A 13,731-nucleotide genomic window follows, 5' to 3' on the forward strand; every position below is an offset into this window, starting at 1 on the left:
GCGCCGACGTGCTGCTGCTCAACACGTCGTTCGCCGGCCCCGCGCTGGCCGACGTAGTCAACCGCGAGGGCGCGGACGCGGTGATCTACGACGAGGAGTTCACCGATTCGGTTGACCGCGCGCTGGCAGACAAGCCGGATACCGCGCGCGTCGTCGGGTGGACCGACCATCCGGAAAGCCACGACACCACCGTCGAGACGCTGGTCACCTCGCACCTCGGCCAGCGACCCGTGATTACAGGCCGCAAGGGCAGGCTGATCCTGCTGACCTCGGGTACCACCGGTAATCCGAAGGGCGCCAAGCACTCCGGTGGCGGGACAACCGAGCTCAAAGCGATGCTGGATCGGGTGCCGTGGCATACCGAGGAAACCACGGTGGTGGTCGCGCCGATGTTTCACGCCTGGGGCTTCTCGCAACTGATCTTCGCCGCGTCAATGGGCTGCACGGTGGTCACCCGTCGCAAGTTCGACCCGGAAGCCACCCTCGAACTCATCGACCGTCACCAAGCCACCGGCCTGTGCGTGGTGCCGGTGATGTTCGACCGGATCATGGACCTGCCGGACGACGTGCGCCGCCGCTACAGCGGTCGCTCCCTGCGGTTCGCCACCGCGTCCGGGTCCCGAATGCGGCCCGACGTCGTCACGAAATTCATGGACGAGTTCGGTGACATCCTCTACAACAACTACAACGCCACCGAAGCCGGCATGATCGCCACCGCGACACCGGCGGATCTGCGCGCGGCGCCGGACACTGCGGGAAAACCCGCGATAGGCACCGAGATTCGCATTCTCGACACCGACCATCGCCCGGTGCCCATCGGCGAGGTCGGCCAGATCTTCGTCCGCAACACCAACCGGTTCGACGGTTACACCTCCGGCGGGGGCAAGAGCTTTCACGACGGCTTCATGGCATCCGGCGACGTCGGCCGACTCGACGAGGCCGGACGACTGTACGTGGTCGGGCGCGACGACGAGATGATCGTGTCGGGCGGCGAGAACGTCTACCCGATCGAGGTGGAGAAGACATTGGCCATCCACCCCGATGTCGCCGAAGCCACCGTGCTGGGCGTCGATGACGAACAGTACGGCCAGCGACTGGTGGCGTTCGTGGTGCTGACGCCGACCGCGTCGGCCACCGTCGACGTTCTCAAACAACACGTCCGAGACAACCTGGCCAACTACAAAGTGCCCCGCGAGATCATCGTGCTCGACGAGCTGCCGCGCAGCAGCACCGGCAAGATCTCCCGACGTGACCTGCACGGTCACATCGGACCCAGCAGCCCCTGAGTTGACGGGCGCGCCCGTTGTGCCCGCCTCTTAGCGACAACTGGCGATCGCGTGAGCGGTTTGTCGCGCGGAGGCAGGTGGCGGATTAGGCTCAGGCCTGCGCCAACGCTCCTTCGATGACCGTCAGGTTCTCGGAAAGCCCTGCGGCGCGCCGGATTTCTACGAGTTCATCGATGACAGCTTCGGTGACCTCATGCGGGTCATCGACAGTGGCGCCGTCGGCCAGCACCGAGACATTGAGCTGGTCGACATAACTCCACACCGTGATGTTCAGGCCGCTGCCGGTGGTCAACGGGCCCACCGAATAGATCTCGGTCACCAAGGCGCCGCCAACCCGCCCATGCTCACGCGGACCCGGGACGTTGGAGATCGGCAGGTTGAGCACCTTGTTCTGGCCGTCGCGGCCGGCCAGCCAACGGAACAGTGACTCCGACGGCCCCGGCGGAAAATAGGCGGCCCAACGGCTGACCAGCTCCGGGCCGAGTAGCTGATGGCTCTCCTTGGCGTCGACCGCGTAGTCATGTGCGCGCCGCACCCGCTCCAACGGATCGTCGACGTCGGCGGGTAGCGCCACCATCATCCCGGTGAAAAGATTTCCCGAAACACGATCCGGTGAGAAGTCGAAGCTCACCGGCACCGACGCCAGCAGCGGGTGGTCGGAGTCGCCGTCATAACGCAGCCGCAGCTTTCGCAATGCCCCCGCCGACAGCGCCAACACCATGTCGTTGATCGTGACGCCAACGGCTTTGCTGGTCTCCTTGATGTCGCTGAGCGCCAAGGTCGCCGTCGCGAATCTGCGTTCGGGCGTGAGCATGTGGTTCATGAAGCTCGGCGGCGGGGTGAACGGCATCGTCAACTCCGGCGAGAGCTTGCGCGAGCTGCGGCGCACCCGGTTGATGCCCTGCGCGGTGTAACGGATGGTCCCCGGGATCCGCCCGAGATGGCGCATGTGATCGGCGAACGCCGACCGGACCAGCGTCGCCGTCGACGGCGCCGGGTCCGGCGCAAACCGGGTCGTGCCGGACGGTGGCCCGGGCGCGAGATCCATGCCACGGGCCAACAGATTTGCCGCAGCCACCCCGTCGGCCAGCGCGTGATGAACCTTGCCAACCACCGCAATTCGATTGTCGGCCAACCCTTCGACGAAATACATCTCCCACAGCGGGTAGTCGCGGTCCAGCGGGGTGCTGGCGATCTCGCCGATCGCCTCGTCCAGCTCGCGACGACCGCCCGGCGCCGGCAACTGCCATGGCCGCACGTGATAGGTCAGGTCGACGTCGCAGTTCTCCCGCCACATCGGGTGGTGCAACTTGAGTGGAATGTCAACCAGCTGATAGCAAAACGGCTCCAGCTTGTAGAGCCGGTTGTGAATCACCCGGCGGAACGCGTCGATGTCGAAGTCTTGACGGTCGGCGTCCAGCTCGATCACCGCGACTTTGAGGGTGTGCATATGCACGTTCGGCGTTTCGCTGTACAGCAGTACCGCGTCCCAACCGCTCAGCCGCTTCATGGGTGGGACCCTACAACTGCGTGGCGGCTAAATAACCTCTTTGACCGCGATCATCCGGTTGCGGTAAACCTGACTCAAGAACAGTCCGACCGCGGTCGACGTCGCACCGGTGCGCGCCCCGTCGGTCATATCAAATCCGTGGCCGGCACCCGGCAATTCCACGTAGCCGACCACCGAACGCGATATCGACCGAAGCCGCTCGACGAAGCTGCGCGCCTGCGCCACCGGGATCACCGTGTCGCTGCTGCCATGAATCACCAAGAACGGCGGCGCATCCGGATGTATCCGTGCGATCGGCGACGCGTCACGGAACACCTTGGGGTGGCGGTCGATTCGACGCTTGACCACGACTCGCTCCAGGAAATCCACGAAGCGATCCCGCTCGACGGTCGAGCGGTCCTCCCAGTCGTAGCGGCCATAGATCCCCACCACCGCATCCACCGAAGTGTCCGAACCCGGTGGCAGCTCGGTCTGCATCTCAGGATCATTGGCGGTCAGTCCGGCCAGTGCCGACAGGTGTCCACCGGCCGAACAACCCGCTACCGCAATGAAATTGCGGTCACCGCCGAACTTGTCGACATTGGCCCGGGCCCACGCGATGGCGCTTTTGACGTCGGTGATGTGAGACGGCCAGCGATGGTGCGGGGAAACCCGGTATTGCACCGACAGACAGATCCAGCCCATTTCGGCCAACTGCGACATCAGGGCATAGCCCTGCAGCTGGCGACCGCCATGCACCCAGGCGCCGCCGGGCACGAAGATCAAGACGGGCGCCGGCCGTACCGGCAGATCTTTGCGGCGCCACACGTCCAGTAGTTGCACCGGGTGCTTGCCGTAGCGCACCGACGTGCGGTGCAAGTAGCGGCGGTGTTGCAGGGCACGCCAGAAGGGTGGCCGGTGGTCGGGCGCCGGCCACTCGACATCGAGGTCCTTGCTGGAGACCACGCCGCGCAGCGCGGCATCCAAAACTGTTTGGGTCTGGTCTCGCTCGGCCTTGCGGGTCTCGCTGATACCGGGAGTCAGCCATGACTTGGCCGACGCGGACAAGAACTCCGGCGCCATTCGGTAACCCCACAGGCCCATCGCGGTCACACCGCCCAGCGGCTCCAGATGCCTGCCGACCACGGGCAGCGAAGCCATCGCATCACTCAACGCAAGCATGTAGTCGCCGGGCCGGGCCCTCAGCAGCCACTTTGCCCGAGAAGTCATGGTCGGTCGGCGAAGGCCGGTCGCCGCTGGTTCCGTCATCGGGGCAGCGTACCCCGGGGGTTTGCGGTCAAACGGTAAACGCGACGAGTTCCTCATTGACCAGCGGCGACACGACCGGAGCAGCCGTCCCGGTGCGAGCTGGCCGACGGGCGAGTCGCGCCTCACGGGCCCACGAATCCACGAGTCCGTAGTCACACCCAATGACTTAAATCGGCGTACCGTTGGCTATATCGAGCAGCTCAACCGAGCAAACATGCTCGGTTGAAAAGGAAAAGTTGATGGCTTCACCAACGACGTTCCGCTCGCCCTATGTCCTCCGTGTTGAACTGGTCAGGGACACCATCACGTCTCACACCAAACTCGGCGGTAAGGAAGCCAGCGAACTGGCAGAACATGTTCTGGACGCACTGAATTCGATTCCCGAGAAGATTCGCTGACCCTACGGCGGTCCCGCATTTCTTGACCACGCGGTTTCCCGATTCGTGTGAACATTTTATGAGTGATTCGTCAAGGTGATGCGTCACTCAACAATCGCCACACAGGCACTTCGTCTGCGCGGCTGAAGGTTTGAACCATGACAGTAACTGTGACACTACAAGACGGCGCGACCGACAAATATATGCGCTTCGGTGACACCTACATCAAGCACAACGACGGCACGCTCGACGTCGTCCGCGACGGCGCCAAAGAGCCGCATAGCTACGCGCCGGGTGTGTGGACCAACGTACACGGTGACGAACAATCGTTGAAGCGGAATGGTTTTCGGGGTTGGTTCAAGCGGTGAGCAACGAGGTTGATCACTAGCTGATCGAATTCGGCATCCTGCCTCGGGTGACGCGCGCGACTACTCTCTCACTTGACGATTGACTACTGCGTGTTCGGAACTCATTGCCCTCCCGGATCGTCCCGATGGTTCGCCGACGTCGTCCGCTTGACTGATCGTCGCGGTGGTCACCCGACGCCACCGGTCAATCGCGGGAAACTCAGAACATCCTGCGCCGGCCGCCGCGGTGTCACGGGGGGTACCTCGCCGCCGACACGTGCTTCGCCGACGCGGATCAGAAGTTGCGGCATAGCTGTCCGTCCGGTCAAGGTGCCGATCAGATGGCGGCTGGACTGAAGCTCCGTCAGATGGCTCAGTGTGCATGTCGCCAGGCCGGCCGAGGTGCACTCCAAGAGCACCGCGGACAGCGCTTCGCCGCACCGCAAGGCGTCACCTTGGGTGTCCTCGTCGGTGGACAGAACCAGCACTGTGGACTGGTCTTGTCCCATGCCGACCGGCCGCTCGTTGTGAGCGCTAACCGGGAAGGTCCGTCCGACGTCGACCTGATCATTTTCGGCCCCCGACAGCAGCGAACTGCGCGGAATCCCGTCGGAATTCTCGAAATGACCAGTCCACCAGTTTAACTCGGTGTGATACGAGGAATCGTAGAGCCGCAGCGATTCGGTGAGTCGTGACGCCCTCGCCAGTTCCGAGCGCCTCTCCTCGGCTATCACGTCGAGATGCACTGCCTTAGCATCGACGGCGGTGCGCAGCAGAGGTTCCAAGGGCGCCCAGTTCCTCGGTGCGGCGAAGGGAAGCCGGTCGGTGCGACGGTGCCGAATTGCGGCGGCTCGGTGGCGATGCTGATCGGCGACGCGGCCCATCGGGCTGAAATCGAGCGATGCGAGATGACCGGGATTGTTTGAGTCGGGAAATCTATCGACGTTGGCCGCCCACCCGGCTGCAGCCATCGCCACGCATAGATGGTCGAGCATAGCGCCGCAGCCGATATGGGCCTCCCGCCCTGACTTGTCGGTGGAGGGAAGAATCCGGTTGCGATCGATGTAGAGGTGCAGCCCCACACCCTCGGCAACCCATTGCCAGGGCTGGCTGTTGTGCAACGACGGAGCCCGGCACGCCAACTGCACTGCGGCCCTGAGTATGTCGACATCCACCAAGGTGTCCGGCATGATCGATCAACCTCCAGTTATCTCTGAGTGAATCCTGGAATGCGCAGGGTCGAGGATGCGGTAGGCCAGAAGTTTGATGCGGTCGCTGACCAGGAACCAGGCGAGGGCGTATACCCACACCGCCGTTGCCCACCCCCAGCCCAGCGGGGTCATGAATAGCCCGTAGACGGCGATAAATGTGGCGATGGCCTGCGTGCCGAGGACAGCGATCAGCAAGATGCGGGCTGGACGGATGGACCAGAATGGCCCGCGAGTTCGGGTCAAGTAAATGGTCAGGTGACCCGCGACGGACAGCATGAGGTACATGAGGGTCTGAAGGCGCGGCTGGCCAAGGTCGAAGACACGGTCGCCGAGATAGAACAAGCCGAATGCGGCTATAGGTCCGACCACCCCCAGGACCGTGGAGATGCCAAGTACCACATGCATATTCCACGCTTCGGGCTCGTCCTTGTAGTGGACGTTGTCGTAGGCGATGGACAGGATTGCGCCGTCGTTGAGTAGCGCGAGCATCACGATCATGATGGCGGTGAGCGGGTAGAAGTTGAAGACCAGGATGGCGACGGTCATGAATAGCAGCACCCGCAGCGTTTCGGCGATGCGGTATATCGCGTAGCTGTTCATTCGCTGAAAGATCTTGCGGCTCTGTTTGATCGCCTCGATGATCACCGAGAGGCCGGGAGTCAACAGCACAATGTCGGCGGCTGCGCGGGCGGCGTCGGTGGCGCCCGATACGGCGATGCCGCAGTCGGCTTTTTTCAGGGCGGGGGCGTCGTTGACCCCGTCGCCCGTCATCCCGACGATGTGGCCGTGCTGTTGTAACACGTCGATGATGTGGTACTTATGCTCGGGAAAGACCTGGGCGAAACCGTCTGCGGCCAGGATGGATTCGGCAACCGCCGCCGATTCGTTCTTCTTCGCATCACCCAAAGCTGCGGCGTCCAGGATGTTGGTGCCTAAGCCGACCTTGGCCGCGGTCTCCGTTGCGATGGCCAGCGCGTCGCCGGTCACCATCTTGACAGTCACGCCCATCGCTGCGGCGGTGGCGATGGTCGCTGCAGCGTCGTCGCGGGGCGGGTCGAACAGCGGCAGCACACCGACGAACTGCCAGTCACCGTCCCCGTCGGCGCGGGCCACGCCCAAAGACCGAAAGCCCCGAGCAGCGAAATCGTTGACCGCGCTATCAGCGGCAGGTCTGATCTCGGCGGCGTTCGCGGCCAGCGCCAAGATGGCCTGCGGGGCTCCCTTGGTGACCTTGAAGGTGGTCCCGTCGGTGCCGGCGACGGTGGCCTCGGTGCGTTTGCGCACCGGGTCAAAGGGTTCGAAGTGTGTGACCGCGTATGCCTGCAGGACCTTGGCGTCCTCAAGGCCACCGAGCACCGCGCGATCGATCGGGTCGTCGTTCTCGGCGCGGGAAGCCAAGGCGCCGTTCAGGATGACCGTCGCTGGCGTGACGCCGTCGATCGTGAACGGGGTGCCCAACGTCAGCGAGTTTTGGGTCAGGGTGCCGGTCTTGTCCGCACATAGCACGTCCACGCCGGCCAGTTCCTCGATGGCGACCAGCCGGCTCACTATGGCCTGCTTCTTGGCGAGCAGCCGTGCGCCGACAGCCATCGTCACCGACAACACGGTAGGCATCGCGACCGGGATCGCGGCGACGGTCAGGACCAGGGCGAACTGCAGCGTGGTCAGAATCGCGTCGCCGCGCAGGATCGCCGTGACGACGATAACTGTCACCAACGCGACCGCGAGGATGATCAGATAGTTGCCGATCTTGAGCACGGCGCGCTGGAAATGGCTGACGGTTTTCGCGTCGGCCACCAGCTCGGCGGTCTTGCCGAAGTAGGTGCCAGTGCCGGTGGCATAGACCAAGGCGCCGATTTCACCCTGCCTGACAATGGATCCGGAGAACACCGCGTCACCTGTTACGCGGCTGGCGGGCAGCGACTCCCCGGTGAGCGCGGACTGGTCGACCTCGACCTCGTCACCGTCCAGCAGCCGGGCATCGGCGGGCACGATGTCACCCAGGCGCAGGCGGATCACATCACCGGGCACCAACTGCCGCGCCGACACGGTGACCCATGCGTCGTCGCGTTTCACGCGCGCATTAATCGCCAGCTTGGCTTTGAGGGCTTCAATCGCGTTGCCCGCCTGCCGTTCCTCGGTGTAGCCGACCACACCATTGGCCACCAACAGCAGCAGGATGATGAAGAAATCCGGCCAGTGCCCCACCGCGCCGGACAAGACGACCGCGATCTCGATCATCCACGGGATCGGACCCCAAAAGTAACCGAGGAACTTCAACAGCGGGTTGGTCTTGTGCTCGGCGATCTCATTCGGCCCGTACTGCGCCAACCGCGTCGTGGCCTCGGCCTTGCTCAATCCGTCCGGCGAGTACCCCAGCTCTGCCTCCACCTCGGGCATCGGCGCCGATTTCAAGTCGAGACCCGGCTCCGCTTTGCCCGCGTCCGCGGAGGAGGGCGTGACATGCGGTGCGGCAGTGGTCACGGCGTCTAGTCCGTGGGCTCGACGTCAGCGGCAGGTTCGCTGCATGGGCGATTTGGCCGGTCAATCCTGAGCAGGCATAAGACGCTTTCGATCGGAAAGTATTGTGCAGGATCCGGTTTCGGTGCTCGCGGAACGGGCGGAGCAGTCATGGTGATCCCCGAGTATGCGGTTGTCACCGGAGGGTTCGGCACGAGCGACTGCTCTATGAGAGCAGCGGCGGACAGCTGGACTCATCCCGGACTGGTTGAGATTCTCAACATCGTCGACGTTACACCCCGCGGGCCTGGCTTGCCGCGACTGGTTTCTGCAACGTCCGGTGCTCAATGGACCTCGAATTGCTCCTCATAGTCGCCGGTGTTGATCTTGGGCGAGGGTGAGACTTGAAAAGGGCTTCGCCCCAAGCGGAAGGCGAAGGCGGCGATCACTACGCCGCACTGCGCAAGGCAGGGGTACGCACGCCCGACGGTGGTGGCGAACTCCGGTCACCATTCTGCAAGGCTGAGAGAGATCGTTGCTCTCCGCACGCGGCGCCCCGGGCAATGGACAGATGACACAACCAGGAGGCGAAGATGTCGACGCTCTGGAAACGACTAGCGGAGCCTACCCGGGTAAAGCCGGGGTCCAAGGTGGAGTTGGCCAAGGACTTCGATCCCGGCCGCCACGACAAACAGCTTCGAAAAGACCACGGTGCCGCGGCGCTGGCAGATGCGAAAGCGGCGCTGCTGGATTTGCAGGACCGCTTCTTCGCTCAGGCCGACCGCTCGCTGCTGATCATCCTTCAGGCGATCGACGCGGCCGGTAAGGACGGCACGATCAAGCACGTCATGAGCGGCCTCAACCCCGAGGGTGTCGACGTGTACAGCTTCAAGGCGCCATCGGCAACCGAGCAGGCACATGACTACCTCTGGCGCCACCAAAGGTCGCTACCGGAACTTGGCCGCATCGTGGTGTTCAACCGGTCCCACTACGAGAACGTATTGATCACCCGTGTGCATCCTGAGACGTTATGGCCACGCACCGCGGTGCTCGACGCTGGGAACATCTGGCAGCGGCGGTATCGCGACATCAACGACTGGGAGCGCTACCTCACGGACAACGGGACCGTCATCGTCAAGCTGTTTCTCAACGTCTCCAAGGACGAACAAGCGCGCCGGTTCCTTGAGCGCATCGACGAACCCGAGAAGAACTGGAAGTTCTCCGTCGCGGACCTACGCGAGCGCGCGTTCTGGGACGACTACCAGCGGGCCTTTCAAGACATGCTCAGCCACACCAGCACCGTCTGGGCACCCTGGCATGTGATCCCCGCAGACCACAAATGGTTTAGCCACGTGTCGACTTCCGCAGTGCTGTTGGAGACGCTGCGGGATCTCAACCCGCAGTATCCGCAGGTCGATGCTTCCGCCAAAGCTGAGCTGGCAGAAGCAAAGAAGGAGTTGGTGGGCAACGACGGTGACGCGGCCGCACAGTCGTCGTGACAAGGTGGACCCGTCTCACGCGTGCCCCTGGTTTGAACGGGTTGCGATGATGGGCCGATGCAGTCGACAGCAGGGTTCACGGCGCGGGTGCTGGGGGCGCGATCGATGCTGTTGTCCTCACTGCACGGCTACCGATCGTCGTGGGTGATAGGCGACCTGGGCGCAGCGCTGACGTTGCTGGCGATCGCGGTGCCTGAGCAGTTAGCCACCGCCCGGCTGGCCGGTATGCCGCCGATCACCGGCTTGTACGCGTTTGTCGCGGGCAGCGTGATGTTCGCGCTGTTGGGATCGAACCCGCAGATGTCGGTCGGCGCCGATTCGACCATCGCCCCGCTGTTCGCCGTCGGCATCGCCGCCGTGGTGTCGGCCGTCTCCCCTGACTACGTGGCGTTGATCGGAGTCCTCGCGGTGATGGTCGGTGTGCTGGTGGCCCTGGTTGGTCTACTGCGGCTCGGGTGGGTCTCCGAGTTTCTGTCGGCGCCGATCATCAGCGGATTCCTTGGCGGGGTAGCGATCATCATCGTGGTACACCAGCTACCTGATCTGCTCGGCCTGCCCGGCGCCAGCGGCAGCACGCTGCACCGGTTGGGTGTCACGCTCAGCGGCCTGCATTTGATCAACGGGTGGGCGCTGGGCATCGGGGTCGGCGTGCTCACCGTCGTGGTCGTCGCCGAACGGGTCGATCGCCGGCTTCCGGGGGCGTTGGTCGGGCTGATCGGCTCGACGATCCTCGTCGCTGCGTTGAAGCTGCACGCCCACGGGGTGATGGTGTTGGGTGCAGTGGCCCACGGCGCGCCGCACCTCGGGCTGCGCGGGCTGTCCTGGTCGGCGTTGGGTGCGGTCGCACCGATCGCCGGCGTCGTAGCCCTGGTGATTATCAGCCAGACTGCGGCGACGACCCGCGCGTTCGCCGACCAGGGCGCATATGAGGTCGACGTCAATCGCGACTTCCTCGGCGTCGGAGCCGGCAATGTCGTCGCCGGCCTGGTCGGCGCCTTCCCGGTCGACGCAAGCCCGCCACGAACCGCCGCTGTGGTCTCAGCGTCCGGGCGGACCCAGGTGGCCGGACTGGCTGCTGCCGGTGCCCTCGTGCTGTTGATCCCTGCCGTCGCCCTGCTCGAGGACCTGCCCTTGGCGACCCTGGCGGCGATTCTTATCTTCATCGCCACCCGAATCTTGCGCGTCCACGATCTCGTCGACATCGCCCGCTACGATCGTTTCGAATTCGGGCTGGCTCTGATCACCCTGCTCACGGTTGCACTCGTCGGCGTCGAACAGGGCATCACCGTCGCGGTCGCGTTGGCCATCCTCGACCGCACCCGCCTCACCGCCCGCCCGCACCTGCACGTGCTGGGCCACATCCCCTCGACCACCAGTTGGGCCCCGCTCGATGGCAGCGAACACGCCATCGAGGTTCCCGGGGTACTCGTGGTGCTGTTCGCGACACCCCTCTGGTATGCCAACGCCAGTCGTTTCAGGACCGACTTGACTGCCGCGGTCGACCGCGCAGGTCGCTCACTTCAGCTAGTCGTGCTCGACGCGATGGGAATGACTGATGTTGATTACACCGGAGCATGCGCATTACGCCAGATGCTTGACCAACTCGAGAACAGTGGCGTGTCCTTCGCGATGGCAAGAACCAACAAAACGGTCCGCGCCGGCTTGGCGCGAAGTGGCCTGCTGGCGCGGATCGGCGAGGACCAGTTGTTCGCCTCCGTCGGCGAAGCAGTTAACGCTCTGCACCCCTAAGCGTCGTCGAGTTTGAGCACCAAGACCGACAAGGTGAAAACAATAGTGCACCTTTGACATTGGATGCGAAACTCGCAGCAGACATCGTCGCTCCGATCACCTCAGATGTCGTCATGGCGCAGGGTTCCAGGTCCAGTTGCGGATTTCGGGTAGGTCTTGCCCGTGGGTGTTGATGTAGCGGGTGTGTTCGACGAGTTTGTCGGCCATCGCCTGCTTCAGGTAGTCGCCGGTCGCGCCGAGCTGGGGCAGCCGATCGATGACGTCTGCGACGAGATGGAAACGGTCCAAGCGGTTCTGCACCCGCATGTCGAAGGATGTGGTGATGGTCCCTTCTTCGTTATAGCCACGCACGTGCAGATTGCGGTTGGTCCTGCGATAGGTGAGTCGATGGATCAGGCTCGGGTAGCCATGGAAGGCAAAGATAATGTGCTTGTCGGTGGTGAATAGGGCGTCGTAGTCGCGGTCGCCTAGCCCATGCGGGTGCTCGGTGGCCGACTGCAACCTCATCAGGTCCACCACGTTGACCACCCGGATCTTCAACTCGGGCAAGTGTTCCCGAAGGATCGACACCGCAGCCAGCACCTCGAGGGTCGGAGTATCTCCGCAGCACCCCAGGACCACGTCCGGTTCGACGCCGCGGTCGTTTCCGGCCCATTCCCAGATGCCGATGCCCTCGGTGCAGTGCACCACCGCTTCATCCATGCTCAGCCATTGCGGCATCGCACGCTTCCCGGCGACCACCACGTTGACGTAGTGACGGCTGCGCAGACAATGGTCGGCAACCGAGAGCAAGCAATTGGCGTCCGGCGGCAGGTAGATCCGGACGACGTCAGCTTTCTTGTTGACGACGTGGTCCAGGAAGCCGGGATCCTGGTGGGTGAAGCCGTTGTGGTCTTGCTGCCAAACATGAGACGCGAGGAGGTAATTCAGCGACGCGATGTCACGGCGCCACGGCAGTTGCGCGGTGACCTTGAGCCATTTGGCGTGCTGGTTGAACATCGAGTCGACGATGTGGATGAACGCCTCGTAGCAATTGAACAGCCCGTGCCGGCCGGTGAGCAGATAACCTTCCAGCCAACCCTCGCTTTGGTGCTCACTGAGCATTGAATCGAGCACTCTCCCTGTGGGCGAGAGGAATTCGTCGTTCTCGGCAGTACGGGCATCCCATTGCCGGCCGGTGACCTCGAAGACCGCGCCGAGCATGTTCGAGAGGGTTTCGTCGGGGCCGAAGATCCGGAAGTTACGCGCCTCGTCGTTGAGCGCGATGACGTCGCGCAGGAATGTGCCGAGCACGGCGGTGTCCTTTGCCTCCACCGCGCCTGGCGAGGACACCGTGACCGCGTGGTCGCGGAAGTCGGGCATCCTCAGGTCGCGCAGCAACATCCCGCCGTTGGTGTGTGCGTTGGCGCCCATCCGTCGCTGCGCTTGGGGGGCGAGCACCGCCAGGTCGGGCAGCAGCCGCCCGGTCTGATCGAAGAGCTCGCTCGGTTTGTAGCTGCGCATCCAGGCTTCGAGTTGTTCGACGTGTCCGGGATGCGCCTCATCGACAAGCAATGGCACCTGGTGGGCGCGAAAGGTCCCTTCGATTTGTAGGCCGTCGACGACCTTGGGTCCGGTCCAACCTTTCGGAGAGCGCAACACGATCATCGGCCAGCGGGGGCGGGTGGTGTCGCCGGTAGTTCGAGCGTCGCGTTGGATTCCGTGAATGGCCTCGACTGTCTCATCGAGAACAGTGGCCATCAGCTCGTGCATGTCTTCGGGGTCATCACCCTCGACGTAGCGCGGTTCCCAGCCGCAGCCGCGCACGAACTGGTCCAGTTCCTCGTGTTCTATGCGAGCCAGCACGGTCGGGTTACTGATCTTGTAGCCGTTCAGATGCAGGATCGGCAGTACCGCCCCGTCACCGATCGGGCTGAGGAACTTGGTGGAATGCCAGGCCGTGGCCAGTGGCCCCGTCTCGGCCTCACCGTCGCCAATCACGCACGCCACAATCAGGCCGGGGTTATCGAAGACAGCGCCGAACGCGTGACTCAGCGAGTAACCC

The 13,731-nt window shown here is 63.7% G+C and carries 10 protein-coding genes; 5 read left to right on the plus strand and 5 right to left on the minus strand.

Features of this window, described 5'->3' with window-relative positions; translation table 11 throughout:
• The coding region (locus WAN02_RS33290) for an AMP-binding protein (RefSeq protein WP_422269615.1) at positions 1-1,286 on the plus strand (1,286 nt) is incomplete at its 5' end.
• Between the two features lie 91 nt (positions 1,287-1,377).
• Here WAN02_RS33290 and WAN02_RS33295 read toward each other — a convergent pair.
• Complete coding sequence (locus tag WAN02_RS33295; RefSeq protein WP_422269616.1) at positions 1,378-2,796, minus strand: WS/DGAT/MGAT family O-acyltransferase; 1,419 nt, start codon at positions 2,794-2,796, stop codon at positions 1,378-1,380.
• A 27-nt stretch (positions 2,797-2,823) separates the two neighbouring features.
• A complete protein-coding gene (locus tag WAN02_RS33300; RefSeq protein ID WP_422269624.1) occupies positions 2,824-4,005 on the minus strand; it encodes an alpha/beta hydrolase fold domain-containing protein in 1,182 nt (393 codons plus the stop codon).
• 278 nt (positions 4,006-4,283) lie between these two features.
• Between WAN02_RS33300 and WAN02_RS33305 the strand changes: the two genes are divergently transcribed.
• Together WAN02_RS33305 and WAN02_RS33310 are read left to right on the plus strand one after the other, a co-directional pair.
• On the plus strand, positions 4,284-4,442 hold the full coding sequence (locus WAN02_RS33305) for a DUF6307 family protein (protein WP_422269617.1): 159 nt from the start codon (positions 4,284-4,286) through the stop codon (positions 4,440-4,442).
• Positions 4,443-4,579: 137 nt separating this feature from the next.
• Positions 4,580-4,789: a hypothetical protein gene (locus WAN02_RS33310; protein WP_422269618.1), complete on the plus strand. Its 210-nt coding sequence runs from the start codon at positions 4,580-4,582 to the stop codon at positions 4,787-4,789.
• A 167-nt stretch (positions 4,790-4,956) separates the two neighbouring features.
• On the opposite strand, the gene WAN02_RS33315 is transcribed toward WAN02_RS33310, so the two are convergent.
• Complete coding sequence (locus WAN02_RS33315) at positions 4,957-5,958, minus strand: Acg family FMN-binding oxidoreductase (RefSeq protein WP_422269619.1); 1,002 nt, start codon at positions 5,956-5,958, stop codon at positions 4,957-4,959.
• A 6-nt stretch (positions 5,959-5,964) separates the two neighbouring features.
• Positions 5,965-8,463 (minus strand): plasma-membrane proton-efflux P-type ATPase, encoded by a 2,499-nt coding sequence (locus tag WAN02_RS33320; RefSeq protein ID WP_422269620.1) that lies wholly within the window; start codon positions 8,461-8,463, stop codon positions 5,965-5,967.
• A 569-nt stretch (positions 8,464-9,032) separates the two neighbouring features.
• On the opposite strand from WAN02_RS33320, the gene WAN02_RS33325 reads away from it, so the two are divergent.
• Positions 9,033-9,938 (plus strand): polyphosphate kinase 2 family protein, encoded by a 906-nt coding sequence (locus tag WAN02_RS33325; RefSeq protein ID WP_422269621.1) that lies wholly within the window; start codon positions 9,033-9,035, stop codon positions 9,936-9,938.
• Between the two features lie 57 nt (positions 9,939-9,995).
• Positions 9,996-11,687: a SulP family inorganic anion transporter gene (locus tag WAN02_RS33330; protein ID WP_422269622.1), complete on the plus strand. Its 1,692-nt coding sequence runs from the start codon at positions 9,996-9,998 to the stop codon at positions 11,685-11,687.
• Between the two features lie 111 nt (positions 11,688-11,798).
• On the opposite strand, the gene WAN02_RS33335 is transcribed toward WAN02_RS33330, so the two are convergent.
• Positions 11,799-13,731, minus strand: a 1,933-nt coding sequence (locus WAN02_RS33335) for a phosphoketolase family protein (protein ID WP_422269623.1), incomplete at its 5' end; no start/stop codon positions are given.

The sequence above is a fragment of the Mycobacterium sp. genome (assembly GCF_049281135.1).
In the GTDB taxonomy this organism is placed as follows: Bacteria; Actinomycetota; Actinomycetes; order Mycobacteriales; family Mycobacteriaceae; genus Mycobacterium.